The 23,840-nt window shown below is 71.5% G+C and carries 24 protein-coding genes; 13 read left to right on the top strand and 11 right to left on the bottom strand.

Going from position 1 to position 23,840, the window contains the following annotated elements; genetic code table 11:
• Nucleotides 1-147: 147 nt before the first annotated feature.
• Nucleotides 148-1,647, top strand: a complete 1,500-nt coding sequence (locus KHP12_RS38480) for a sulfite exporter TauE/SafE family protein (RefSeq protein WP_210610370.1) — start codon at nucleotides 148-150, stop codon at nucleotides 1,645-1,647.
• 46 nt (nucleotides 1,648-1,693) lie between these two features.
• Nucleotides 1,694-2,791 carry a serine/threonine-protein kinase gene (locus tag KHP12_RS38475; protein ID WP_210609120.1) on the top strand — a complete coding sequence of 366 codons (1,098 nt, stop codon included), beginning with the start codon at nucleotides 1,694-1,696 and terminating at the stop codon, nucleotides 2,789-2,791.
• A 310-nt stretch (nucleotides 2,792-3,101) separates the two neighbouring features.
• Here KHP12_RS38475 and KHP12_RS38470 read toward each other — a convergent pair whose 3' ends face one another.
• Nucleotides 3,102-3,908 carry an SGNH/GDSL hydrolase family protein gene (locus tag KHP12_RS38470; RefSeq protein ID WP_037949996.1) on the bottom strand — a complete coding sequence of 269 codons (807 nt, stop codon included), beginning with the start codon at nucleotides 3,906-3,908 and terminating at the stop codon, nucleotides 3,102-3,104.
• Between the two features lie 490 nt (nucleotides 3,909-4,398).
• On the opposite strand from KHP12_RS38470, the gene KHP12_RS38465 reads away from it, so the two are divergent.
• Entirely contained in the window at nucleotides 4,399-4,794 is a 396-nt protein-coding gene (locus KHP12_RS38465; RefSeq protein ID WP_210609122.1) for a hypothetical protein, read from the top strand.
• 199 nt (nucleotides 4,795-4,993) lie between these two features.
• A complete protein-coding gene (locus KHP12_RS38460; RefSeq protein ID WP_086884179.1) occupies nucleotides 4,994-6,106 on the top strand; it encodes a DUF5925 domain-containing protein in 1,113 nt (370 codons plus the stop codon).
• Nucleotides 6,107-6,311: 205 nt separating this feature from the next.
• On the opposite strand, the gene ddaH is transcribed toward KHP12_RS38460, so the two are convergent.
• Nucleotides 6,312-7,100: a dimethylargininase gene (ddaH, locus tag KHP12_RS38455; RefSeq protein ID WP_211834962.1), complete on the bottom strand. Its 789-nt coding sequence runs from the start codon at nucleotides 7,098-7,100 to the stop codon at nucleotides 6,312-6,314.
• A gap of 74 nt (nucleotides 7,101-7,174) precedes the next feature.
• Entirely contained in the window at nucleotides 7,175-7,555 is a 381-nt protein-coding gene (locus tag KHP12_RS38450) for a GntR family transcriptional regulator (protein WP_086884180.1), read from the bottom strand.
• A gap of 170 nt (nucleotides 7,556-7,725) precedes the next feature.
• Between KHP12_RS38450 and KHP12_RS38445 the strand changes: the two genes are divergently transcribed.
• The 3 genes from KHP12_RS38445 to KHP12_RS38435 all read left to right on the top strand — a co-directional run bounded on the left by KHP12_RS38445 (nucleotide 7,726) and on the right by KHP12_RS38435 (nucleotide 10,757).
• Nucleotides 7,726-8,679, top strand: coding sequence for a GNAT family N-acetyltransferase (locus tag KHP12_RS38445; protein ID WP_086884181.1), 954 nt, complete (start codon nucleotides 7,726-7,728; stop codon nucleotides 8,677-8,679).
• A gap of 178 nt (nucleotides 8,680-8,857) precedes the next feature.
• Nucleotides 8,858-9,766: a zinc-binding dehydrogenase gene (locus tag KHP12_RS38440; protein WP_086884182.1), complete on the top strand. Its 909-nt coding sequence runs from the start codon at nucleotides 8,858-8,860 to the stop codon at nucleotides 9,764-9,766.
• A gap of 73 nt (nucleotides 9,767-9,839) precedes the next feature.
• Complete coding sequence (locus KHP12_RS38435) at nucleotides 9,840-10,757, top strand: AraC family transcriptional regulator (protein ID WP_211834961.1); 918 nt, start codon at nucleotides 9,840-9,842, stop codon at nucleotides 10,755-10,757.
• 47 nt (nucleotides 10,758-10,804) lie between these two features.
• On the opposite strand, the gene KHP12_RS38430 is transcribed toward KHP12_RS38435, so the two are convergent.
• From KHP12_RS38430 to KHP12_RS38415, 4 genes are all read right to left on the bottom strand, one after another.
• Complete coding sequence (locus tag KHP12_RS38430; RefSeq protein WP_086884184.1) at nucleotides 10,805-11,386, bottom strand: TetR/AcrR family transcriptional regulator; 582 nt, start codon at nucleotides 11,384-11,386, stop codon at nucleotides 10,805-10,807.
• A gap of 64 nt (nucleotides 11,387-11,450) precedes the next feature.
• Nucleotides 11,451-12,554: a methyltransferase domain-containing protein gene (locus KHP12_RS38425; protein ID WP_210609124.1), complete on the bottom strand. Its 1,104-nt coding sequence runs from the start codon at nucleotides 12,552-12,554 to the stop codon at nucleotides 11,451-11,453.
• Nucleotides 12,555-12,591: 37 nt separating this feature from the next.
• Nucleotides 12,592-13,338, bottom strand: a complete 747-nt coding sequence (locus KHP12_RS38420; protein ID WP_086886565.1) for an SAM-dependent methyltransferase — start codon at nucleotides 13,336-13,338, stop codon at nucleotides 12,592-12,594.
• Nucleotides 13,339-13,445: 107 nt separating this feature from the next.
• On the bottom strand, nucleotides 13,446-14,480 hold the full coding sequence (locus tag KHP12_RS38415; protein WP_208653322.1) for a TetR/AcrR family transcriptional regulator C-terminal domain-containing protein: 1,035 nt from the start codon (nucleotides 14,478-14,480) through the stop codon (nucleotides 13,446-13,448).
• Here KHP12_RS38415 and KHP12_RS52550 point away from each other — a divergent pair.
• From KHP12_RS52550 to KHP12_RS38390, 5 genes are all read left to right on the top strand, one after another.
• Nucleotides 14,442-14,822, top strand: coding sequence for an ATP-binding cassette domain-containing protein (locus tag KHP12_RS52550; protein WP_208653323.1), 381 nt, complete (start codon nucleotides 14,442-14,444; stop codon nucleotides 14,820-14,822). The genes KHP12_RS38415 and KHP12_RS52550 overlap by 39 nt on opposite strands.
• On the top strand, nucleotides 14,819-15,652 hold the full coding sequence (locus tag KHP12_RS38405; protein ID WP_244203535.1) for an ABC transporter permease: 834 nt from the start codon (nucleotides 14,819-14,821) through the stop codon (nucleotides 15,650-15,652). Before KHP12_RS52550 ends, KHP12_RS38405 begins: the two co-directional genes overlap by 4 nt.
• A gap of 141 nt (nucleotides 15,653-15,793) precedes the next feature.
• Nucleotides 15,794-17,182 carry an MFS transporter gene (locus KHP12_RS38400; protein WP_308016983.1) on the top strand — a complete coding sequence of 463 codons (1,389 nt, stop codon included), beginning with the start codon at nucleotides 15,794-15,796 and terminating at the stop codon, nucleotides 17,180-17,182.
• Nucleotides 17,183-17,187: 5 nt separating this feature from the next.
• Complete coding sequence (locus KHP12_RS38395) at nucleotides 17,188-18,960, top strand: glycoside hydrolase family 35 protein (protein WP_210609127.1); 1,773 nt, start codon at nucleotides 17,188-17,190, stop codon at nucleotides 18,958-18,960.
• 51 nt (nucleotides 18,961-19,011) lie between these two features.
• Nucleotides 19,012-20,100 carry a LacI family DNA-binding transcriptional regulator gene (locus tag KHP12_RS38390; protein WP_086884973.1) on the top strand — a complete coding sequence of 363 codons (1,089 nt, stop codon included), beginning with the start codon at nucleotides 19,012-19,014 and terminating at the stop codon, nucleotides 20,098-20,100.
• Here KHP12_RS38390 and KHP12_RS38385 read toward each other — a convergent pair.
• On the bottom strand, nucleotides 20,091-20,750 hold the full coding sequence (locus KHP12_RS38385; RefSeq protein ID WP_037949971.1) for a response regulator transcription factor: 660 nt from the start codon (nucleotides 20,748-20,750) through the stop codon (nucleotides 20,091-20,093). The two genes, KHP12_RS38390 and KHP12_RS38385, sit on opposite strands and share 10 nt — an antisense overlap.
• Nucleotides 20,747-21,931 (bottom strand): sensor histidine kinase, encoded by a 1,185-nt coding sequence (locus KHP12_RS38380; RefSeq protein ID WP_211834204.1) that lies wholly within the window; start codon nucleotides 21,929-21,931, stop codon nucleotides 20,747-20,749. Before KHP12_RS38380 ends, KHP12_RS38385 begins: the two co-directional genes overlap by 4 nt.
• Nucleotides 21,932-22,141: 210 nt before the next feature.
• Between KHP12_RS38380 and KHP12_RS38375 the strand changes: the two genes are divergently transcribed.
• Nucleotides 22,142-22,753 (top strand): hypothetical protein, encoded by a 612-nt coding sequence (locus KHP12_RS38375; RefSeq protein WP_086884971.1) that lies wholly within the window; start codon nucleotides 22,142-22,144, stop codon nucleotides 22,751-22,753.
• A 10-nt stretch (nucleotides 22,754-22,763) separates the two neighbouring features.
• Here the strand turns inward: KHP12_RS38375 and KHP12_RS38370 are convergent, their stop codons facing one another.
• Both KHP12_RS38370 and KHP12_RS38365 read right to left on the bottom strand, forming a co-directional pair.
• Nucleotides 22,764-23,531 (bottom strand): DUF6879 family protein, encoded by a 768-nt coding sequence (locus KHP12_RS38370; protein WP_308036155.1) that lies wholly within the window; start codon nucleotides 23,529-23,531, stop codon nucleotides 22,764-22,766.
• Complete coding sequence (locus KHP12_RS38365) at nucleotides 23,524-23,793, bottom strand: hypothetical protein (RefSeq protein ID WP_086884975.1); 270 nt, start codon at nucleotides 23,791-23,793, stop codon at nucleotides 23,524-23,526. The genes KHP12_RS38370 and KHP12_RS38365 overlap by 8 nt, the downstream gene beginning before the upstream one ends.
• Nucleotides 23,794-23,840: the final 47 nt, after the last annotated feature.

Raw genomic sequence — 23,840 nt, 5'->3', positions numbered from 1 at the left:
GCCGACGAAATCCGGAACCCCGGGCGGCGCGCCCGTTGGCCGCTGACAGCCCTTCCCCGAACCGGGGACCAACCCCCGACCCCCCGCCCCGGGCGGCGCGCCCGTTGGCGGTTGGCGGCCGTCGGGGTGCTGCTGGGGGCCGTTGCGATGGTGGTGTTGCCTGCTGGGAGTGCCGAGGCGCATCCGCTCGGGAACTTCACCGTCAACCGTTACGACGGGCTCGTGGTCACCCCGGGGACGCTGCGGGTCGACCATGTCGAGGACCTCGCCGAGATCCCCGCCGCCCAGGCGAAGCCGGAGATCGACCGCGACGGCGACGACGCGCTGTCCGGGCGGGAGTTGGGCGCGTGGGCGGCGCGGCGGTGTGCGAGCGCGGCGGAGGGGGCGCGGCTGACGGTCGACGGGCGCGAGGTGCCCGTACGCGCCGGGCGCGCGCAGGCCCGTCAGCGCCCCGGCCAGGCCGGGCTGCCGACGCTGCGGGTGGAGTGCCGCCTCACGGCCGCGCTGGGCGACGGCGAACGGGCCACCGTCGCCTACCGTCCGCGCGACATCGGTACGGGCCCCGGCTGGCGGGAGGTGACGGCGCAGGGGGACCGTATGACGCTCACCGACGCCGACGTCCCCAAGACCTCCGCCTCCCACCGGCTGGTCCGCTACCCGGCGGGGCAGCTCTCCTCACCGTCCGACCAGCGGTCGGCCGCGCTGAAGGTCAAGGCGGGCGGCCCCGCGCTCGCGAGCGCGGCGGAGTCCGACCGGGAGGACGCGGTGGGCTCGTCGGTGCTGCCGCGCGGAGTGGACCGGTGGACGCAGGCGCTCACCTCGATGGTGGCGCGCCATGACATCACCTTCGGCTTCGCCCTTACCGCCTTCGCCACCGCGGTTCTGCTGGGCGCGATGCACGCCCTGGCCCCCGGCCACGGCAAGACGATGATGGCGGCGGCCGCCGCGGCGGGCGGGCGCAGCGCGCTGCGCGACGTACTGGCGCTGGGCGCGTCGGTGACGGTCACCCACACCTTGGGCGTCTTCGCGCTGGGGCTGCTGGTCACGGCGGGTTCGGCGGCCGCCCCCTCGGTGATCTCATGGCTGGGCATCGCGAGCGGTGTGCTGGTGGCGGTGGCCGGGGCGGGCCTGCTCCGCAAGGCGCTGCGCCGCCGTCGGTATGTGCGGGCCCACCACCACACCCACGATCACGACCACGGCCATGCGCATTCACACGACCACGACCACGACCACAGTCACCCGCACACCCACACCCACGACCACGGCGACGGTCACACCCACACCCACGAGGTACGCCCCACTCTGCGCGGCACACTGCTGCTCGGCTTCGCCGGAGGCATGGTGCCCAGCCCCTCCGCCGTCATCGTGCTCGTCGGCGCGGCCGCGCTGGGCCAGGCGTGGTTCGGCTTCGTCCTGGTGGTGGCGTACGGACTCGGGCTGGCGCTGACGCTCACGCTGGCCGGGTTCACCGCGGTGCGCCTGGGCGTGCGGGCCACGGAGCGGCTGGCGGCGCGCAGGGGGTCCGGGGGCCGGATCGACCGGCTGCTGGTGGCGGTGCGCCGTGCCTCGCCCGTCGGAACCGCCGCCGTCGTCCTCGCGTTGGGGTGCGGATTGGTGCTGAAGGGGGCGGCAACCACGCTCGGTTGAGGTACATTCAGCCCGAATTGCTCGGTTGAGGGGGAGGGGCTCGGCCATGAGCGAAGCGGGTTCAGGGCGGCAGGGCGAGCGGGTGGGGGGCGGCCGTTACCGGCTGCTGGGCGAGCTGGGCCGGGGCGGCATGGGCGTGGTGTGGCGCGCGTACGACGAGGCGCTGCGCCGCGAGGTCGCCATCAAGGAGGTGCGCGCCCCGGCCGGGTTCGGGGACCGCGACATCGGCCGGCTGTACGCGCGGATGGAGCGCGAGGGCCGGGCGGCGGCGCGGGTCTCGCACCGCAATGTGGTCACCGTCTACGACGTGGCCATGGAGGGCCGCCCGTGGATCGTGATGGAGCTGGTGCGCGGGCTGTCGCTGGCCGATGTGCTCGACGCCGAGGGGCCGCTGCCGTCCGCGCGGGCCGCGCGCATCGGTGCGGAGGTGCTGGCCGCGCTGCGTGCCGCGCATGCGGTGGGCGTGCTGCACCGGGATGTGAAGCCGGGCAATGTGCTGATGGCCAACGACGGCCGGGTGGTGCTCACCGACTTCGGGATCGCGGTGGTGGAGGGCGATGCGGCGCTGACGCTGACCGGGGAGCTCGTGGGATCCCCCGAGTTCCTCGCGCCGGAGCGCGCTCTGGGCCGGTCGCCGGGCCCGGAGTCGGATCTGTGGTCGCTGGGTGTGCTGCTGTACGCGGCGGTGGAGGGGGTCTCGCCGTTCCGCCAGGACACCCCGCTGAGCACGCTGCGCGCCGTGGTGGACGAGTCGCTGCCGCGGCCGCGCCGGGCCGGGCCGCTCACCTCCGTACTGGAGGGGCTGCTGGACAAGGATCCGCGGCGGCGGCTTCCGGCGGCGGAGGCGGAGCGGCTGCTGCGGCTGGTGGCGGCGGGAGGCACACCGGGCGGCGGCTCGGTGTCGTCCCCGAACGCCTTCGGGCCCGCCGCCACGGCGAAGACGGAGCCGCTGGGCCGGTCACCGGAGCCCGGTGCGACGCCCGCGCGTCCCCCGGCCCCGAACGCGGACGGTCCGGCGGAACCCGCCGATGAGCCGCCGCCCTGGCGGCAGCGGGCCGCGGTGGCGGCCTTGGTGGCCGGGGTGCTGCTGGCCGCGCTGTCGCTGGGCGGGTTGGCCTGGGCACTGCTGAACAAGGGCGGCTAGGGAGTGTCCGACGGAGCGGGACGCCTGCGGCGGGCTGTTCCCCTCCCCGCCCCTTCCCGGCACCTGACGATATGCGGCTCCGCCGCGTGGGGGGCTCCGCCCCAGACCCCGGGGTCCAGGGGCGAAGCCCCTGCCACGCGGCGGAGCCGCAGATCGATACTGCGGGAAGGGGCGGGGAGGGGACAGCTCCGCAGACCGCCCTGCAAGGGCCACCTGTGCGGCGGGACCGCATACCCCCGACGCCGGAGGGACCCGCGAGGAGGCCCCGGCGGACGGGGCCTCCTCCCCTACGAGTGGTGGCGGGCGCGCATCAGGCGGCTGAGCTGAAGACCGGGAGGTAGCCACCGGACTGGCCGGCGGCGGTGGGGTGGTAGGACTCGTCGATGGGGATCGTGACGCTGTTCAGCCACGCGCTGCCGGAGCAGATCTCATGCCCGGTGAAGGTCGCGGTGACGTCGCCGAAGCTGAAGCCATGGTCGGCGGCGCGCTTGGCGGTGACGGAGTTGAGGACATCCGCGCCACCGTTGATCGCGGCGCGCTCGGCCTCACTGAGGCCCACGATGCAGGAACCGTTGAGCTTGTAGAACCGCGGGTAGCCCAGGACGACGACATGCGCGGAGGGGGCCTTGGCGCTGATGGCGTTGTAAACCTGGTCCAGCTTGCCGGGCAGGGTGTTCTGGACGAAGTTCTTGGCGCTGTTGACCGCGTTGATGCAGGTGGACTCGGACTGGAGCACGCAGGTCGTCATGATGTCGGCGAAGCCCGCGTCATTGCCGCCGATGGAGATGGAGACGAGACCGGTGCCGGAGTTCAGCGGGCCGAGCTGGTTGTTCAGCACATCACCGGTCTTGGCGCCGGAGCAGGCGGTGAAGTTGAAGCTCGAGGGAGCGTGCGAGGCGGCCCAGAGCGCGGGGTACGCCTTGGTGCTGCGCTTGCAGTTGCCGCTGGCGCCGTCGTAGCTGCCCGCGCCGACGCCGGATGAGTAGGAGTCGCCCAGCGCCACATAGGCGGGGCCCGCGCTGTTCTCGGTGGCCTGGGCCGAGCCGGCCCCGGTGAGGGCGAGGACGGCACCGACGACGAACGCACCCATCGTCGCCGTGAGTCTGGACAGTTTCATTCGAACTCCCTAGCAGGATCACTGCTGTGCCGATGTGAGGCGCGATAGCCCGACAAATGGGCAATCGCGTTCGAAACCGTCAGTCACGTCGCGGGGATCGATTACAGCGGCGTGACATGAATATGTCATCCCGCGCAACCGGCCGATCTATGCGGGTAGTTGGCAAAAATCTTTCGATACATGGCTGATACGTCCATAGGTCGGACGGAATCCGGATGAGTCACCACGCGACGCCGAACATCCCGCCCGAACATCCCGCCCGAACATCCCGTCTGAACACACCGCCCGAACACCCGGCCCACAGACCCCGTCCGAGCTCCCCGCCCGAAGACCCCCGCGCACGACCGGCGCACACCGCGCGACCAGCCCTGATGAGGGCTCAACCGCCCCCGCCTACGGCGCGTTCGCACACCTTCTCCGCCTTGACGGCATCCGGCGGCTGCGCGACATTGAAGCCCGGCATCCGGCGCTTCGGGGGGCAAAGACGCCAATGCACACCATCACTGACAACAGACCGGCGAGCGGGGATTCGCTGCCGTTGATCACGGGCGCCGCGGTCGGCATCGCGGGCCTCGGCGCGACACTCGCGCTGGCCGACGTCCACTCACCGCTGCGGGCGCCGTTCACGCTGCTCTTCCTGCTCGCGGCGCCCGCGCTGGCCATAGGCAGCGCGCTGCGCGGGCTGGACGCGCTGATCCGCCCGGTACTGGCGGTGGCGGGCGCGCTCGCGCTGGATCTGCTGGTGGCGGAGGCGATGCTGGCGCTGCGGATGTGGTCGGCGCGCGGCGGGGTGGCGGCGGTGGGGGCCGTGAGCCTGCTGATCCTGGTGCCGACGCTGCTCAGCCGCGTGGCACGGCGGCGACGTATGCTACGACGTCAGGACTGAACAACGTGGACATCGGCGTGTAGCGCCCGGGCGAGCTGACGTCGGCCGACCGGGCGGTGTGCGCCCCCATTCCGGTGGGCTTCCGTGGAACAGCTCGGTAAACGGCCACAAACCTTGGTGCGCCCTCGCCCTCCGTCCTGGATCATGGGGGCGGGTGCGCTGACCGCCGCACCAGCCCCCCCTTCTCAGGAGGCAGACCCTGCCTACGACACCCGCCGAAAAGTCCCTCCCCATCCGGCTGAACGTCGATGACAGCGATTCGCCGTCGGATGTCGTCGACGCGCTCTTCCTGGGGCGCTTCGCCACCGGCGAGCAGCCGTACGCCCGCAGTCACTCCGTCGACCGGGTGAGGTCGGGCGCCACGCTGCTGCCGCCGTCCGCGACCGTGCTGCGCGCGGCGCGTGACGACGACCGCAGCGCGACGCTCGCCGAGGGCGACGGCTGGACCCTGCTGATCTCCCGGTGGAACCGGGGGGCCGATGTGACCGTGACCGCCGTCGACGACGCCCTGGCCGAGAAGGTGCTGCACCAGGCCGTGGACGGCGCGGAGGACGAGCCGGAGCCGCAGCCGGAGAACGTGGCGATGGGATTCTGGTACGTCTCGCCGCGGCGCGGCCCGCACCGCACCACGCGGCAGATCTCGGCCGGGACCTGGGAGGAGATCCGCGACAACTACACGGCGCCGGTGGCCGAGGCCATGGACGGGCTGATGAAGGTCACCCCGGACGACATCGCCGGCCGGCTCCTGCTGCTGCACGGCCCGCCCGGCACCGGCAAGACCTCGGCGCTGCGCACCCTGGCCCGCTCCTGGCGGGACTGGTGCCAGGTGGACTGCGTCCTGGACCCGGAGCGGCTCTTCTCCGACGTGGGCTATCTGATGGACATCGCGATCGGCGAGGACGACGGCACGGCCAAGGGACGCTGGCGGCTGCTGCTCCTGGAGGACTGCGACGAGCTGATCCGCGGCGAGGCCAAGCACACCGCGGGTCAGGCGCTGTCCCGGCTGCTGAACCTGACGGACGGTCTGCTCGGCCAGGGGCGCAATGTGCTGGTCGGGGTGACCACCAACGAGGACCTGGAGCGGCTGCACCCGGCGGTGGTCCGGCCCGGCCGGTGTCTGGCCCGGATCGAGGTCGGCAAGCTGACGCGGCCGGAGGCGGTCAACTGGCTCGGTGGGGAGATCGACGAACGGGAAGGTGTCATCGGGCGGGACGGGGCGACGCTCGCGGAGCTGTACGCGCTGCGGCGCGGCACCCGGCCGCCCGCCGTGCCGTCGCCGTCGGCGGAGTCGAACGCGGGGCTGTACCTCTGAGACGCCGTACGGCGAGGGGGCTGACCGGCCGGCCGACCGGCTGCTCAGGGGTACGGCCCCCGCAGCCGCATGTCAGCCGTACAGCCCCCGCAGCCATACAGCTCCCGCCGCCGTAAAGCCCCCAGCCATACGGCTGACGTACAGCCCCCCGCAGCCGTACAGCTCCCCCGGCCGTACGTCAGCCGTACCGCCCCCCAGCCGTACGTCAGCCGTACAGCTCCCGCAGCCGTACCGACAGGCAGGTCACACAGCCCTCCATCTTCTCGAACTCGCTGATGTCCACCGGCACCGGCTCATAGCCGAGGTCGGCGAACAGCTCGGCGCTGCGCGGCGCGCTCGCCGCCATCAGCAGCTTGCCGCCGCCGAGCAGCACCACATGGGCGCCGGACTCCTCGGGGACGGGGAGGAAGCGGGGGAACGCGGCCGGGTCGTCGACGAGCGGCGGGTAGCCGATGACGGTGCCGTCCGGCAGCGCGGTGACCGCCGACTTCAGGTGGAGCACCTTGCTGACCGGTACGGCCACCACCCGCGCGCCCAGCGGCTCCAGCGCGGCGCGCAGCTGGCGGATGCCGTCGCCGTTGGTGCGTCCGCCGCGTCCCACGTAGAGGGTGTCGCCGATCTTCAGGACGTCCCCGCCGTCCAGCGTCCCCGGCTCGCGGATCCGGTTCAGCGAGCAGCCGAGGCCGGTCACGGCCTCCTCGGCGGTCGCGGTCTCGGGCCTGCGGGACTCGGCTCCGGGGCGGCCGATCACCGCGACGTTCCGGTAAACGACCATGGTGTCCTCGACGAACACCCCGTCCGGGCAGTCGTCCAGCGCGGGCAGCTCGACCGTCTCCCAGCCGTGCGCGCGCAGCGCCACGACGTAGACCTCCCACTGCCGCAGGGCCAGCGCGGGGTCGACCGGGGTGCGGTCGATATGGGTGACGAGCCCGTCGGCGAGGCGGGGGCTGGGGCGCCGGACGAGGGCTTTGCGGCTGGTCGTACGGCCGGTCATGGGGGTGGGCAGCGCGCTGGTCATGGGGGACAGCATGTCAGGTGGCGGCACTGCCGGAGCCCCCCCCGGCCGAGTCACTCGGAGTCGCCGTAGACCGCGCGCAGGGCGTCCTCGACGGTGGCGAGGGCGGCCGCGCGGTCCAGACCCAGCCGCCGCGCCAGCTGGGCGTAGGTCTGGGCGGCCTCGGCGGCCCGGCGCAGGGTCGCGTCGCCCGCCGCCGCGATGAAGGTGCCGTGGCGGCCGCGGGTCTCGATCACACCGTCCGCCTCCAGGGCCCGGTACGCCTTGGCGACGGTGTTCGCCGCCAGCCCCAGCTCCTCGGCGAAGCCGCGTACGGTGGGCAGCTTGTAGCCGACGGGAAGCGCGCCGGAGCGGGCCAGCTCGGCGATCTGCGCGCGGATCTGCTCGAAGGGGGCTGTCGCCGCGTCCTGGTCGACGGTGATCTGCAAGGCCACGTTGGGGCTCCTGGGGCATGGGGGCGGGACGGTGTTTGTGGCACCCATTGTGTGCCAGGCCGAGGGGAACCGCGTGCCAGGCCGAGGGAACCGCTTGGTCCCGGTGATCTAGCCCACGAGCTGCGGAAATTGGCGGCAGGCCAGGCTGACAGGCCGTAATCTGCGCAACCATGACCATGACTGTGCGCGATTTCCGGGCCACCGACGCGGAGGCCGTGGCGGCGGCGTGGCGCTCCGCCTTCCCCTTTCTGGTGACCACGCCCCGGACGGTGGTCTGGAAGTCGGAGCGCGCGCCCGTCGAACAGCACTACCGGCTGCTGGTCGCCGAGGCGGACGGGCAGGTGGTGGGCTCGAGCGAGATGGGCGTCTTCCACGACAGCGAGGAGCCGGGGCTGGCGTTCGCCAATACGACGGTGAGCGCGGGGGCGCGCGGGCGGGGCGCGGGGTCGGCGCTGGTGACCGCCGCGGAGGAGTATCTGTCCGGGCTGGGCACCGCCAAGATCTTCGCCTGGACGCTGGACGAGCCGTCTTCGGTGACCTTCGCCGAGCGGCGCGGCTACCGGCGCGGCCGCTGTTCCCGTGTCCAGCGGCTGGACCTGACGACGGCGGCGCTGCCGCCGCTGAGCACGGGCGGGCTCCCGGACGGCCTCCCGGGCGACCTCCCGGACGGGGTGGAGCTGCGTACGGCGGCGGACTTCGCGGACGATCCGCGTCCGGTGTACGAGGCGGATGTGGAGTGCACGGCGGACGAGCCGGGCGATGTGGACGTGGCCGCGCCGCCGTACGCCGAGTGGCTGGCCCTGAACTGGGAGCACCCCGCGCTCGACCGCGAGCTGACGTCGGTGGCGGTGGTGAACGGCGCCGTGGCCGCCTACAGCGTGGCCCACACCGACGGCCGGGGCCGCTACTGGTCCGGTATGACCGGCACCCGCCGCGCCTTCCGTGGCCGCGGCCTGGCCAAGCTGACCAAGAACGCCTCGCTCCACCGCGCCCGCTCGGCGGGCTACCGGGAGGCGTTCACCGGCAACGACGGCGACAACGGCCCGATGCTGGCGGTCAACAAGTGGTTCGGCTACGAACCGGCGGCCACGGAGTGGCGCTACGTACGGGAGCTCTCGGCCTGACACTGACACAGATCGTCAACTCATTGATTCTCACGGGACTGGTCGCTGTCCTGGTCGTGCGTAGGGTTTCAAGAAGGCGGCAGTGCGGGATTCGCACGCTCGATCCGCCGCCGCGCTCACTCGATCCGCCGCCGCGCCGAATGTTCGGGCGCGTCCACGAGAGAAGGAACCACACCTTATGCGCGCCCTTGTGGTCGATCACGGTGAGGCCGGACCCATCCGGTTCGCCGATGTCGATGAGCCCGTGCCGTCCACCGGCGAGGCGTTGGTGGAGATACGGCACATCGGTCTCAATTTCGGCGAGCTGAGATACGTGCGCCAGTGGCCCGCCGGCGCTGTGCACGGTCACGACGCGGCCGGCGTCGTGGTGCGCGCCGCGTCCGACGGCTCGGGGCCGCCCGAAGGTGCGCGCGTCGCACTGGGGCTGGCTCCCTACGCGTGGGCGGAGCGGGTGGCGGTCGGTCCTGCCTGGCTCGGTGCCGTCCCCGAGGGCGTGGATCTGGCCGACGCCGCCGCGCTGGGGATCGCCGGGGTCACCGCGCTCCGGGTGCTGCGCAAGCGTTCCCTGCTGGCGCGCGACGTCCTGGTCACCGGCGCCAGCGGGGGCGTGGGGCACTTCGCCGTCCAACTGGCCTCGCTGGCGGGTGCCCGGGTGACGGCACTCGTCGGTTCGCCGGACCGGGCCGCCGGACTCCGCGAACTCGGGGCCGACGAGGTCCTGACCGACCTGGCCGAGACCGAGGACCGGTTCGACCTCGTCCTGGACACGGTCGGCGGGCCGCTGCCGGCCCGAGCGTGGAGTTCCCTCGCCGAGGGCGGCAGCATTCACCTGGTCGGTTTCTCCTCGGGCCAGGACACCACGTTCCCCTCAGGGACCTTGTTCGGCTTCGGCGAACCCCGCACCATCGCCACCTACGGTGACATGACGCCGCCCAGCGAGGAGCTGACGGATCTGCTGGGCCTCGTAGCCGCCGGGAGACTCGTGGCACCGGTCGGACTGCGAGGCGACTGGAAGGACGTGGACGACGCCGTCCAGGCACTCTTCGCCCGCAAGGTGCACGGAAAGATCGTTCTTGACGTGGCGTGAAGCCCTGGACGAGACCGCATGCGACGTCGCCCGCCGACGGTCGTGGTTCGCGGCGGCCGACGAGAATGGAACCATGGACGTGCTTGCCGAGGTCTTGCGCGTTTCGGGTGCGCGAGGGGCGCTCGGGGTCGTGCTGAAGGCCGGAGGGACCTGGGGCCAGTGGCTGGACTCCTATCCAGGAGCGGCACTGCATGTGGTGTCCCGTGGCACGATGTGGCTCCACATCACCGGCGAGAAACCCCTGGAGGTGCGGGCCGGAGGCGCCGTCCTGTTGTCGCCGGGCACCGCGCACGGGATAGCCGGCGGCTCCAGCGTGACGATGGGTTCCTGCGACCGTGAGGCGGCGGTCCGGGCCCTCGCTGAGGGGAGGGCCCTCCGACTGGGCACGGCCCCGGCGGAGACGGAAGTGATCGTCCTGCACTATGAGCAGGACCCGGAGGTGAGCACACCGGTGCTCACCTCCCTCCCCCGGCCGATGCATGTCGCGGCCCGGGAGAACGCACAGCTCAGAAGGACCGTCGAACTTCTCACGGCGGAGCTCGCACAGCCGCAGTTCGGCACCACCGCCGCCGTCAACAGCATCGTCGACCTTCTGCTCGTCCAGTTCGTACGCGCCTGGCTGGCCCGCCACCCGGAGGAGGAGTCCGGCTCATGGCTGGGCGCGATGCGTGATCCGGTCGTGCGCGACGCCCTGGCATGTGTCCACGCCCAACCGGAACGCCCCTGGACCACGGAGACCCTGGCCGCCGCGACGAGCGTCTCCCGGGCGACGCTGTCCAGGCACTTCCGGTCCGCCCTCGGACAGACGCCGGGCGCGTACGTGACGCGGTGGCGCATGGACCTGGCGTCCGTCCGGCTCCGCGATACCGATGAGCCGGTCGAGTCGATATCCGGTGCGGTCGGCTACGGCTCCCCGCACGCCTTCAGCCGTGCCTTCCGACGTGCCCGGGGCGTGGCCCCGGGCGAATACCGTTCTCGGCTTCGCAAGTGACCGCAGGCAGCCGGTCGCAGCAACCGCAGGCAGCCGGTCGCGGCAACTCAGCGCAGCCCCGAGACGAGCAGCCCGACGAGGTGGCGCGCGTCGTAGCGGGGGTTGTTGCCGGCGCCCGCGCAGAGGCTGCTGACGCCGCGCATCAGCTCATAGGCGTCCTGGCCGGAACGGATCTCGCCCGAGGCGACCGCGGCGTCGAGCAGCTGATCGCAGATGGGCAGAAGCCGGTCGATGAAGTACGAGTGCAGGGGGTCGAAGCAGGGGTCGTCGGACTGGAACACGGCGGCGAGGCCGTGCTTGGTGACCAGGAAGTCGACAAAGAGGTCGATCCACCGACCCAGGGCGGTATGCGGGGTCTCGCCACTCGCCAGCAGCGCGGGACCGGCCTCGGCGAGGGCCTCGACCTGGTGCCGGTAGACGGCGACGATGAGGTCGGCTCGGGTCGGGAAGTGGCGGTAGATCGTGGCCGTCCCGACCCCGGCCTTGGCCGCGATATCGCGTATCGGCGCCTCCACGCCCGAGCTGACGAACACCGCGGCGGCGGCCTCGAGCAGCGCCTGCTCATTGCGCCGCGCGTCCGCCCGTTTGGGCCGGGCCGCGCGCTCCGCGTCCCGATCGTTGTCGTTCACCGCGCCCTCCTCCCTTCGGGGCCGAGTCTAACGAAACGGGACAACGTCCCATAACCTCCGACGGTCAGAGCGGGGTCAGCCGATCGGGCCCCTCGGGGGCGTACGCGATGGGGTCGTCCGGCTCATGCCAGTGGAGGGCGAAGCGGCGCCCCGCGCGATACGCCTCGAGGCCCGCGCGGCAGTACGCCACCATGTCGTCCGGCAACGCGTCCAGCGGGAACCAGCCCAGCTCGGAGCACTTCTCGGGCTCCCGATTGACGGGCTCGCGCCGCCCCTCCGCCACCTCCGCCTCGAAGAACCACCCCGTACGGGCGTCCCCGGTCGGCGCCTTGTGCTGAAGCACGAGCACGGCCCGCACCTCGTCCGGGCCGAGGCTGATCCCGATCTCCTCGGCGGCCTCCCGAACCATCGCGGCGCGCACGTCCTCACCGTCCTCGACATGCCCGGACGGGGCGTGCAGCAGCCCGTCCGCATAGCCCGTGTTCGCCCGCCGCGCGAGCAGGACGTCCCCGCCCCGGCGCAGGATCAGATGCACATCGACGATCTCCCGATGCCGCCGAACCGGCGCGAGGTCCGCCACCAGGGCATACCGCTCGTCGCGCACGGCCCGCCCCCACAGCGCCGCGTCCGGCGCGAGCTCCTCGACCGACAGCCGCTCCGTCAACGGCCCGACCATCGCCGACAGCTCGGCGGCGGTCAGCCCGACGGGCTCGGCCTCGCCCCACCGCCCCTCGATCAGCACCAGCCGCCCACCCGGCCGCAGCAGCCGCACCCAACGCCGCAGCACCGCCCGCTGATCCGGCAGCATCCACAGCAGATGCCGCACCAGCACGACATCGAACCGCCCCTCCTCCACGGGCGGCTCCGCCGCGTCCCCGACGAGCACACTGGCCCCCGTCCCGGCCAGCTTCGCCCGCGCCAGCTCGACCATGCGCGGCGACCGATCCACCCCCGTCACCCGGTGCCCCCACCCGGCCGCGAGCAACGCGAGGCTTCCCGTGCCGCATCCGAGGTCGAGCACATCCACGGCCCGCCCGGGCAACCACCCCCGCAGCCGCCCGGCCCACGCCTCCCGCACGACCGGGTCCCGCAGCCCATGATCCGGCTCATCGTCGAAGCCCGCGGCGGCGGCGTCCCAGTAGGCGGTGGTCGAGCTCTCTGCACTCATGCCGAGATGCTCGCACCCACCACTGACAACGCCCGCGTCAGGGACTCCGTCGCAGCACGAGCGTGACGAAGCCCAGCGTGCCGCGGTAGCCGCTCAGCCACTGGGAGCGGTGCTCGGCGGCGGCCTTGTACGCGTCCAGGGCGTCGGGTTCCTCGCGGTGGTCCAGGGCCCAGCGGGAGAGGGAGCCGGTCCAGGACCACTCGTAGTCGTCCCACTCCCCGGCCGTGCTGACATGGCCGTAGACCGGCGTCCAGCCGTCCGCGACGACACGGTCCACGGTCGTCGCGAGGTCCGCGTAGTCGTCCCATGTGGCGCCCAGCGCGGAGAGCGCGGCGGCGTCGGGTTCGCGCTCCCAGAAGCCGTCGCCCACGAGGACATGGCCGTCCGGGGCGAGGAGTTCGCGCGCCGCCGCGAGGGTGGGCAGCAGGCCGCCGAAGGCGTGCGCGGCGCCGACGCTCAGCACCACGTCGAAGCGGTGCGCCGAGGCGAAGACCGCGGCGTCCATCTCATGGAGCACCAGCCGGTCCGCGACCTCGGATTCCTCCGCGCCCTCGCGTGCCTGCTCCAGGGCCGCGGTGTGGATGTCCACCCCCTCGGCGCGCATCCACGGATAGCGGACCAGCAGCCGCCGCAACCATTCGCCGCCTCCGCAGCCGAGGTCGAGGGCGCGGTCGGCCTCGTCCGCCACCGCCCGGTCGAGCAGCCGGGCCACCGACTCGTCGGCGATCGGGGCGGCGATCGGATGGTCGGCGTGCGCGAGATGGGATCTCCGTTGACGGTCCATCCGCACAGCGTGGCAAGACCCCGCCCCCTCCGCAGCCCCTTTTCCGGGCTTGGTTCTCCCCCGGCTGCCGCTGGGAGGTGCCCCCGCCGGAGCGTCCAGGAAAGTGATCAGCGCGCCAGTCGAACCGGGCGACGCCGCCGTAGTTCATGTCCGGGCGCGGTAAGCGCGCTGCCGGCATGCCCGTGAGCAGTATTTGCGGGGCCGGCCGGTGACGGTTGTGGGGAGGGGACGGCCGCACACAGTGCAACTGCGGGTGGAGGCAAGATCCTGCGAAGTTTCGTCACACCCGGGCGTCCCACCGATGCTCGTGGCGGCTGTTTCGTCACACGGAGGCGTGTCGTCGATCGTCGCGGCGAAGGTTTCGTCACGCCGGGTCCCGGGCAGGTCGGACCGCGTGCCCGGGGGGGGTGCGGAGACTCGGGCGTTGGCAGAAGGCTCATGGCGATGTAACCGAGGATGTGCTCCAGCCCGTTCCGGAACTGGTCGTCGCGGCTCAGGTGCGGCTGGTGTGACTCCGTCACGATCTTGGTAAAGATCGGGTACTTCCCGCTGCTCACCAGCTGATTGATACGTCGGGAGCTTCGCGCCATCCACTCCGATTCGCTGAGCCCGCTGCGGCGGACTTCCTCGGCCGTACTGATCTCCTCGCGGACGGCGCCCTCGATGTAGCTGTTCAGCATGGCCATGAGGCGGAGGTTCTCGTCTATGGAGACGTGGGCGTCGAGGGCGCCCATCACCCGTTCGATCAGCAGCACCTGGTGGGGACCGAAGCCGGGGAGTGACCGGTGCACAGTGGCGACCCACGGGTGCCGCAGCCACATCGCCCGCAGCCCGTTGGCGTAGCGCGTCAGATCCGCGCGCCAGTCGCCGGAGGGTATGCCCGTGATGTCGATCTCGCCCATCAGGTGGTCGGCCACGAGTTCGATGAGGTCGTCGCGGCTCGGGACGTATCGGTAGAGCGACATCGCACCCATGCCGATCTCGGCGGCGATCCCCCGCATGGTGGCGGCCTCCAGCCCTTCGGCGTCGGCGATCGCCTTGACCCGCGCGGCCGCGGCGAGATCTGGGACAGCGTGCGCGAGTTGGTGGCGGAAGGCACCACGGTGCTGCTCACCACGCAGTATCTGGACGAGGCCGACCATCTGGCCGACGACATCGCCGTCATCGACCACGGGCGGGTGATCGCGACGGGCACGCCCGACGAGCTGAAGTCCACGATCGGAGACCGCCTCGATGTGACCGTCGAAGACCCCACCGGGCTGCGTCCGGCGGCGACCGTACTGAATGCCCTGGCCGGGACCGAACCCTCGGTGGAGGGCGCCGGCCAGTTGAGCGTTGCCCTGCCCGGCGGAGGTTTCCGGCTCGCCGACATCGTGCGCGAGCTTGACCGCGCCGGGGTCGCCGCGGCCGACGTGCGGCTGCGCCGCCCCACCCTCGACGAGGTGTTCCTGCGCCTCACCGACCGAAAGGAGCACGTCCGATGACCCGTCCGATGACCGCCATCCACTCGCCCCTGGGCCGCCTGCGCTGGACGTTCGCCGATGGGCTGACCCTGGTCGGCCGCGAGTTGGGACGGTTGCGGCAGGAGCCCGGGCAGATCATCGCCGCGCTGGCCTTCCCGGTCATCATGGTGGTGCTGTTCGGGTACGTCTTCGGCAGCGCGATCCCAGTGCCGGGCGGCGGCGACTACCGCGAGTACCTCATGCCCGGGCTGTTCGCGATGGTGACCTTCACCGCGATGCAGGGAGTCATGGGGCGGATGGCCGCCGACACCTCCCGCGGCGTGATGGACCGGTTCCGGTCCATGCCGATGGCACGGTTGGCGGTGCCGTTCGGGCACACCGGCGCCGACACCCTGATCGGCCTGCCGCTGCTCGCCGCCATGGCGGGGACGGGCCTGCTGGCGGGCTGGCAGCCGCATCGCGGCCCCATCCCCGCCGTCGAGGGGTTCCTGCTGATAATGCTGGCGCGGTACGCGCTGAGCTGGGCGGGCGCCTATCTGGGCCTGCTGGCGAGGAACGAACAGACCGTCGCCCAATTGGTGCCGCTGTTCCTGCCGATCACGATGACGTCCAACGCGTTCGTCCCAACCGACGGCATGCCGCGGTGGCTGCGGTTCCTGGCCGACTGGAACCCGGTGAGCGCGCTCACCGCCGCCGCCCGGGATCTGTTCGGCAATCCCGGGACGGCGACGTCCGGACACACGGCCTGGCCGCTCGCCCATCCGGTGGCCGCGGTCCTGCTCTGGTCGGCCGCGCTGCTGGTGGTGTTCGTCCCGCTCACACTGCGCGCCTACATCCGCACGGGACGGTGAAAGCCCGGCCGGTCGGCCGAAGCCTCCTCGCCATTGCTTCGCGAAGGCGACCGCGAGGAGGCCACGTGGCACACCACCCGGCCGGAGCCATCCGAGAGCAGCGCCTTGACGGTCCGGATGTTAGCGGTAACACTCCCCCTCGTGGACTCCTCGGAGCAACCAACGAGCACCCCCTCACCACCCCCTCCCCAACAACTCTTCAGCCGCGCCGCCGTGGCCGCCTCCTGCGGCGGCTTCGTGCTCATCGGCGCGCTCCAGGCGCTCTACGGGCCGTCGATCCCCGCCCTGCGCGACACCTACGGGCTGTCGCCGTCGGCGGCCGGGATGGGGTTGAGCGCGCATTTCATCGGCGCGGTGGCGGGGGTTCTCGTCTTTGACCGGCTCTTCGGCCGGATCGGCAACCGTCGGCTGCTGGGCTGGTCCTACCTGCTCATGGCGGGTGGCGCGGCCGGGTTCGCGTTCGCGCCCGCCTGGCCGGTCGCCTTGGGGCTTGCGCTCCTCGCGGGGCTGGGCTTCGGCGGGATCGACTACGGGCTGAACCAGCTGTTCGCCGTCGGCTTCGGGCGCCGTAGCGCCGCCATGCTCAACATCCTGAACGCCCACTTCGGCATCGGCGCCGTCCTCGGCCCGGCCCTCATCGGCCTGGTCGGGTCCGCCCACTACCCCGCCGTCTTCCTCGGCTTCGCCGCGCTCACGCTGCCGCTGCTGCTCTGCCTGGCCGGGGTGCGCGACGAGGCCCCGCCGCGCGGTGGCGACACCGGCGCAGGCGAAGACGCGGCCGCGGACACCGGCGTGCGGCGCCGCGTGCGCGCCCGCAGCCTCGCCACCGTCCTGGGCGCCTTCGTCGTCCTCTACGTCCTCCACGTCGCCATCGAGTCCGGCGTCGGCGGCTGGGAGCCGACCCACCTGGAGGCCATCGGTTACGGGGCGACCGCCGCCGCCTCCGCGACCTCCGCCTTCTGGCTGATGATGACGGTCGGCCGCTTCCTCGTCGCCCCGCTCGCCCTGCGCTGGTCCGCCCAGGCGATCATCGCGGTGAGCTGCGCGGGGATGACGGGGTGTCTGCTGCTGGCCGCGATCCCCGCCGCGGCCCCGTACGCCTACGCGGGCGCCGGGCTGTTCATCGCGCCGATCTTCCCCACCGGGCTGCCCTGGCTGCTCCGGGCGGCGCCGCGCGCCCACCGGGCCGGGGCGCTGGTCATGGCGGCCTCGATGATCGGCGGGGTGGCCGCACCGCCCGCGCTCGGCAAGGCGATCGAACTCGCGGGCGTCCGCGCCGTACCGCTCATCCTCTGCGCCATCTCCGCGGTGTGCCTGATCACCACCGGATGGCTGATCCGCGCCGCGTCCCCGTCCGTACTCCCTACGTCATCACCCGTGCTGCCCAGGTCATCACCCGTACCTCCTACGTCATCACCCGTACGCCCCACGTCATCACCCGCGCCCCCTACGTCACCCGAACTCCCCACGCCACCCGAACTCCCCACGCCGCCCGACGAGCCCGCCCCCGCCGCCGAAAGGACCTCCTGACCCCCATGTCCGCCGCCCCGCCCGCCCTGACGCTCTCCGACGACGGTTTTCTGCTGCACGGCGAGCCCTTCCGCATCCTCTCCGGCGCCCTCCACTACTTCCGCACCCACCCCGACCAGTGGGCCGACCGGCTGCGCAAAGCGCGGCTGCTGGGGCTCAACACCGTGGAGACCTACGTCCCGTGGAACCTCCACCAGCCCGCCCCCGGCACCCTGGACCTCGACGGCCTGCTGGACCTGCCCCGCTTCCTCGAGCTGGCGCACGCCGAGGGGCTGCGCGTACTGCTGCGCCCCGGGCCGTACATCTGCGCCGAGTGGGAGGGCGGCGGGCTGCCGTCCTGGCTGACCGCCCAGCCGGGCCTGCGCCCGCGCAGCCGTGACCCCCGCTTCACCGCCGCCGTGGACGCGTACCTCGATCTGCTGCTGCCGCCCCTCGCTCCCCATATGGCGGCGCGCGGCGGCCCGGTGATCGCCGTACAGGTGGAGAACGAGTACGGGGCGTACGGCGACGACACCGCCTATCTCGCGTACCTGGCCGACGCGCTGCGCACCCGTGGCGTCGAGGAGCTGCTGTTCACCTGCGATCAGGCCGACAAGGCGAAGCTGGCGGCCGGGAGCCTGCCCGGAGTGCTCACCACCGGCACCTTCGGCGGCCGGGCCGAGGAGTCGCTGGAGGTGCTGCGCGCCCACCAGGAGAGCGGGCCGCTGATGTGCGCGGAGTTCTGGATCGGCTGGTTCGACCACTGGGGCGAGCCGCACCACATACGGGCGGCCGACGACGCGGCCACGGACCTGGACACGCTGCTGTCGGCGGGCGCGTCGGTGAACATCTACATGTTCCACGGCGGCACCAACTTCGGCTTCACGGCCGGCGCCAACCACGACCACGCCTACACCCCCGCCGTCACCTCCTACGACTACGACGCGGTGCTCACCGAATGCGGCGACCCGGGCCCCAAGTACGCCGCGTTCCGCGATGTCATCGCCCGCCACGCCGCCGTCCCCGACGAGCCCGTCCCGGAGCCCTCGCCCAAGCTGCCGCCGACCGACGTCACGCTGACCGACTCGGCGAACGCCCTGGTCTGCGCCGAATTCCTGTCCCCCGGCGAGCAGTTCACCGACCCGCCCACCATGGAGCGGCTGGGCCAGGCGTACGGCTTCGTCCTCTACGGCACCGAGCTGCCCGCGCTCGGCGACCGCGTCCTGCGCTTCACCGGCGGGGTGGGCGACCGGGCGCAGGTCTTCGTCAACGGTGCCCCGGCGGGCGTCCTGGAGCGCGAGCGCCACGAGGACACGCTGCATGTGCGGAGCCCGGAGTACGGGGCCCGGCTGGACGTCCTGGTCGAGAACATGGGCCGGGCGAACTACGGCCCGCGCATCGGCGACCCCAAGGGCATCACCGGCCCGGTCACCCTCGACGGCGAGCCCCTGGAGAACTGGACCTGCCATCCGCTCCCCCTGGACCGCCTCCCCGAACTGCCCTTCCGTGGCACGGACACCCCCGTCGCCGGTCCGTCCTTCCACCGTGGCACCTTTACGGTGGACACCCCCGCCGACGCGTTCCTCGCCCTGCCCGGCTGGACCAAGGGCGTGGCCTGGATCAACGGCTTCAACCTCGGCCGCTACTGGTCGCGCGGCCCGCAGCGCCGCCTCTACGTGCCCGCGCCGGTGCTGCGGCCGGGGGCGAACGAGCTGGTCCTGCTGGAGTTGCACGCGGCGTCCACGCGCACCGTACGGCTGACGGACGAGCCGGACCTGGGCTGGACGGACGAGACCTGAGACGTACGAGACTGACGAGGACCGAGACGTACGACGGGAGACACCACGGACATGGGCGAGCCGGAGGACGAGGCGGGCGGACCCCAGCGCGTCCGGCGGCGCCGGGCCACGGCGGGCGGCGGGGCCGTGATGGCCGACGTCGCCCGCCGCGCCGGGGTCTCCGGCCAGACCGTCTCCCGCGTCCTCAACGACCACCCCCGGGTCCGCCCCGAGACCCGTGAGCGGGTCCGGGAAGCCATGCGGGAGCTCGGCTACCGCCCCACCGCCAGCGCCCGCACCCTGGCCAGCGGCCGCAGCCGGACGCTCGGCGTGATCTCCTTCGACGCGGCCCGCTTCGGCCCGGCCGCCACGCTGGCGGGCATCAACGAGGCCGCGCAGGAGGCCGGTTACCTGGTCAGCACGATCGCGCTCACCGCCGCCGACCAGGCGGCGGTACGGGGCGCGGTCGACCGGCTGCTCGGCCAGGGCGCGGACGGCATCATCGCGATCGCCCCGCAGCGCTCGGTGGGCGAGGCCCTGGTCGAGGCCGACCACGGCAGGCCCATGGTCACACTGGACAAGAGCTTCGGCGCCCGCTTCCCCGTCGTCGCGGGCGACTCCGCGTCCGGCGCCCGCCAGGCCACGGAACACCTGCTGCGCCTCGGCCACCGCACGGTCCGCCATATCGCGGGCCCGGTGGGCTGGATCGCCGCCGAGGCCCGGGTGGACGGCTGGCGGGCCGCCCTGAAGGACGCGGGCGCGGCGGCGCACGAGCCGCTCTTCGGCGACTGGAGCGCGGACTCGGGCTACGACCTGGGCCGCCGCATCGCCCACGACCCGGACGCCACGGCGGTGTTCGTCTCCAACGACCAGATGGCGGTGGGCGTCCTCCGCGCCCTCCACGAGGCGGGCCGCCGGGTCCCCGAGGACGTCGGCGTGATCGGCTACGACGACATCCCCGAGGCGGCGCATCTGCTCCCGCCGCTCACCACGGTCCGTACGGACTTCGCGGAGATCGGCCGCCGCTGTCTGAGCCTGATGCTGGACCAGCTGGAACGCACCCCCGAGCCGGGGGCGCGCGTGACCATCCCCACCGAGCTGGTCCTCCGCGTGAGCTGTGGCCATCTGTTTCGGGGTGCTGCCCGGCAGGCTCACGGGTAGAGGCCGGCCCGGAAGGTGAACGAGACGAGTTGCGCCCGATCTCGTGCGCCGACCTTCGTCATGGCCCGCACCGCATGCGTCTTCACGGTGAACGGCGACACGGACATCTGGGCCGCGATCTCGTCGTTGCCGAGACCGCTCGCGACGAGAACGACCACGTCCCGTTCCCTGGGTGTCAGAGCGTCGAAGCGGCGCAGCAGCTCCCGGTCGATCACCGGGGGCGGACTGTCGGCCATATGGCCGATGAGCGCGGCCGTCGCGGCGGCCGACAGCGCACCGCCACCGGCAACGACCTCATTGATTCCGGCGACGAGTTCAGCAGGGCTCACGGTCTTGCTCAGAAAGCCGTTGGCGCCCGCGCGCAGGGCGGCGAGAACGATGTCGTCCTGGTCAAAAGTGGTCAGCACAATTACCCGCAGCTTTTCGGGTGGGTGCTCCTTGCGGATCCGGCGAGTGGCTTCGACACCGTCGATACCGGGCATCCGGATGTCCATCAAGACCAGATCGACGGGGTGGTCCCGGAGGAAGGGGAGGACCTGGAGCCCATCGGAGAGATCACCCGCGACAACGAGACCCGGGTCGGGCATAAGCATCGTCCGGATGCCGGCCCTCATGTCGTCCTGGTCGTCGACGATCAGAATCTGCGTCATGAGACGACGGCTCCCAGGGGGCTGAACTCCGCATGGACCCGGAATCGTCCGTCGTCATTGTCGATCGTCAGCCGCCCGCTGGAGGACTCGACGCGTTCGCGCATCCCCACGAGTCCGAGTCCACTGCCCGCGTGGGAGCCACGGGGTGAATGACCGACGCGGTTCTCCACGGTGACGCAGATCCTGCCGTCGCGCTCGCGCACATCCACCGTCGCCGTCCCCTCTCCATGCCGGTAGGCATTCGTGAGTGCTTCTTGAACAACCCGGTAGACCGTCACGCCGACACTGGGCTCCACGAAACCGGCGGGGATGTCGATGGAGGGCTGGATGTCGAGGCCGATGCTCTCGAAAGAGGCGATCAGTCCTTCCAGGCCGCTGAGCGACGGGGTCGGCCGGAGCGCCTCGTCGCCGGACGTGTCGTCTTCGAGGCGGAGGAGCGCGAGGATCCGCTGCGTTTCCACGACGACGGTGCGGGCGCTGGACCTGGCCGAGACGAGGGCCTGCCGGGAGGATTCGGCGCCCTCGGGCAGCCCTATTTCCGCGGCACCGAGATGCAGGCTCAGCATCGCGACCTGATGGCCGATGACGTCATGCAGGTCCCGGGCGATGCGGAGCCGTTCCTCGGTCACTCGTCGGACGGCTTCGATCTCGCGGGTGGCGATGGCGGTTTCGGCCCGTTCCTCCAGGATCCACCAGTGGTCCCGATGGATGCGGAGCGCGGCCCCTGTCGCACCTCCCGCTATGGCCGAGAAGAGGGCGGCGGCCCCCACGACCGCGCCGCCGCGGAATCCTCCCAACGTCATGAACGCCCCCAGGAAGAACGCCGCCACGATGCCGGTTCCGGCCAGCGGCTGCTTGCCCCTGAGGGTGACCGAGAACAGCACGAGCACCGCCATCATCCACACCGACAGGGGGTCGTGCCCCACCGCTGTGACGGCGAAGGACGCCGCGCTCGTCACGACCAGCCCTGCCCACGGCTTCCACCACGAGAGGGCGACACCGCCACCGGCGAGGAATACCGAGAGGGCCGTCGGCCAATCCGACCCCCTCAATATCGCTGCCACGATCTGACCGGTGAACACCAGCGCGGCCACGGAATAGGCGGCTCGGTGCAGCACCTCGGGGCGGCGGACCCACAGGGGTGCCGCGGGCCCGTCTTGATCGTTCCGCGCCTTGACCATGGCCTGATTCTCGTTCCCCTGTGCTGCGGCCGTGTACTTCAAACGAAGTACACGGCGAACCTGCTTCGGCCGATGGAGACGGCAGAACTCATGTCGATCGAAAGGGATGGCAGAAGTACTTCGATCGAAGTACGTGGCCCCTCCCGAGTCCGCTGAGACTCCTCATCGAGGCGACCGTCTCACACCATCTCGATCACAACGGGACACCCGATGACTCAGACCACCGTAACTCCGAGCACGACCACGCCCACGGCCACGGCGACGGCCTCCGGGCTCCGATCGCTCTACCTGATCCGGATCGCCTTCTCCCTGATCTGGGTGGCGCTCGTCCTCACGACCTCCGCCTCGCTGGTGTCGACGGACCGGCCCACGGTGATCGCGGCCGTGCTGCTGATCATCTACCCCCTGTGGGACGTCATCGCCACGCTCCTCGAGCGGCGTATGGCCGGTACCGGCTCCGCCCCGAACCGCGTCAGCTCCATCAACATGGCTCTCGGCCTCGCCACCACCGCCGGAATGATCATCGCCGTCTTCTCCACCATCGGGAGGGCCCTCCTCGTGTTCGGCGTCTGGGCCCTCCTCTCCGGAGCGGTCCAGCTCATCGTGGCGATCCGCCGCCGGCGCATCGTCGGCGCCCAGTGGCCCATGATCATCAGCGGCGGACAGTCCGTCCTCGCCGGAGCCACCGTCGCCGCCACGTCCGCCTCGGCGACCAGCAGCCTCTCCACCGTCGCCGGATACTCGGCCTTCGGTGCCTTCTGGTTCCTCGTCTCCGTCATCGCCCTGAGCATCCGCGGCCGACGCGTGGGGCTGGGGGCGTGACGCGGCGGCGTCACAGGTCGCATCGGTCGGCAGGCTCTGTCTGAACCTGATACTCGACCAGCTGGAGCGCACCCCCGAGCCGGGGGTGCGGCTGACCATCCCCAGGGGGCTGGTCGTATGCGAGAGCTGGGGCCCTCACCGGGATCGCGATGACGTACAGGTCGTGGTCACTGATCAATGACCGGGGGCGGCAGTGGGGCAATTTCCCGGTCGAAGAAGTCGAAGAATGGCTCGGCGCGATCATAGAGAGCCTCGAAGTCTGCCAATGTTTCAGAATCAGCGTGGGTTCCGTAAATCGATTGGCCCCTGCCGCATTGCCATCCTCGTCGTAAACAACTTCGTACATGGCCGCTTCGCCAAGAATCACCACTCCGGGGACGGGGCGATCCTTTTCCGCGTCTGCGATTTTACGGGCGTCAGCAATCTTGATGTTATCGCCCAATTCGACGCGCAAGCGGAGCACAAACAGTTCCCACTGCACGTAGGGCGTAACAGGAAACTCGACAACGCGAAGGCGGCGTTCCGTCACATTGAGCTCGGAGGCTTTCCGGAATTGCTGGGCGTAAACATCGCGCTCCTCTTCGATAAGGGACAGCGCTTTAGCCCACTCTCCGGCAGCGAAAGCTTCCCAACTGGGAAAACCTCGTTCCTTGAAGTTCTGGCCGCGCTCCAACTTGTTCAGAGAGCGGATACCACTCTCGTAAACGCGACGAAAATCTTCGTGATATTCCGGACGCATAAAGCGCTCAGAGGCGCCACTTAGGAACGATTCAAACACTGGGAATATCCGGCTTCGCTGCGATCATCATGCTCCTAAGGATTACGACGAGCCGCTCGTCGGCTCCCACGGAAACACCTGGAGGCAGAGACATTCCAAGTGACTCCGTGAGATCCCTGCCAATGATGGCCACATCGCCATTGGCGAGTTCCCAGATATCGGGGCAATCGGGGTTATCGGTAGTCGTCCCTAACTCTTGAGGTGATTTACCCAGACGCCTCTTGAAGGTCGTCGTCGGGTCCGCCTCCCACGGCCTGGCCATGGTCATCGCCCCCTAGATACCCAGCTTGGAGCCACCATATCGCTACG

Origin of the sequence: Streptomyces asiaticus (genome assembly GCF_018138715.1) — a bacterium.
Lineage (GTDB): Bacteria > Actinomycetota > Actinomycetes > Streptomycetales > Streptomycetaceae > Streptomyces > Streptomyces asiaticus.
This window is presented reverse-complemented; position numbering and strand designations above follow the sequence as displayed.

Bases quoted from the DNA above. Each gene is read 5' to 3' on its own strand.
- KHP12_RS38480 (WP_210610370.1), top strand. From the start codon at position 148: ATGGTGGTGTTGCCTGCTGGGAGTGCCGAGGCGCATCCGCTCGGGAAC.
- KHP12_RS38475 (WP_210609120.1), top strand. From the start codon at position 1,694: ATGAGCGAAGCGGGTTCAGGGCGGCAGGGCGAGCGGGTGGGGGGCGGC.
- KHP12_RS38470 (WP_037949996.1), bottom strand. From the start codon at position 3,908: ATGAAACTGTCCAGACTCACGGCGACGATGGGTGCGTTCGTCGTCGGT.
- KHP12_RS38465 (WP_210609122.1), top strand. From the start codon at position 4,399: ATGCACACCATCACTGACAACAGACCGGCGAGCGGGGATTCGCTGCCG.
- ddaH (WP_211834962.1), bottom strand. From the start codon at position 7,100: ATGACCGGCCGTACGACCAGCCGCAAAGCCCTCGTCCGGCGCCCCAGC.
- KHP12_RS38445 (WP_086884181.1), top strand. From the start codon at position 7,726: ATGACCATGACTGTGCGCGATTTCCGGGCCACCGACGCGGAGGCCGTG.
- KHP12_RS38440 (WP_086884182.1), top strand. From the start codon at position 8,858: ATGCGCGCCCTTGTGGTCGATCACGGTGAGGCCGGACCCATCCGGTTC.
- KHP12_RS38435 (WP_211834961.1), top strand. From the start codon at position 9,840: ATGGACGTGCTTGCCGAGGTCTTGCGCGTTTCGGGTGCGCGAGGGGCG.
- KHP12_RS38425 (WP_210609124.1), bottom strand. From the start codon at position 12,554: ATGAGTGCAGAGAGCTCGACCACCGCCTACTGGGACGCCGCCGCCGCG.
- KHP12_RS38420 (WP_086886565.1), bottom strand. From the start codon at position 13,338: ATGGACCGTCAACGGAGATCCCATCTCGCGCACGCCGACCATCCGATC.
- KHP12_RS38415 (WP_208653322.1), bottom strand. From the start codon at position 14,480: ATGGTCGGCCTCGTCCAGATACTGCGTGGTGAGCAGCACCGTGGTGCC.
- KHP12_RS38405 (WP_244203535.1), top strand. From the start codon at position 14,819: ATGACCCGTCCGATGACCGCCATCCACTCGCCCCTGGGCCGCCTGCGC.
- KHP12_RS38395 (WP_210609127.1), top strand. From the start codon at position 17,188: ATGTCCGCCGCCCCGCCCGCCCTGACGCTCTCCGACGACGGTTTTCTG.
- KHP12_RS38390 (WP_086884973.1), top strand. From the start codon at position 19,012: ATGGGCGAGCCGGAGGACGAGGCGGGCGGACCCCAGCGCGTCCGGCGG.
- KHP12_RS38385 (WP_037949971.1), bottom strand. From the start codon at position 20,750: ATGACGCAGATTCTGATCGTCGACGACCAGGACGACATGAGGGCCGGC.
- KHP12_RS38380 (WP_211834204.1), bottom strand. From the start codon at position 21,931: ATGGTCAAGGCGCGGAACGATCAAGACGGGCCCGCGGCACCCCTGTGG.
- KHP12_RS38375 (WP_086884971.1), top strand. From the start codon at position 22,142: ATGACTCAGACCACCGTAACTCCGAGCACGACCACGCCCACGGCCACG.
- KHP12_RS38365 (WP_086884975.1), bottom strand. From the start codon at position 23,793: ATGGCCAGGCCGTGGGAGGCGGACCCGACGACGACCTTCAAGAGGCGT.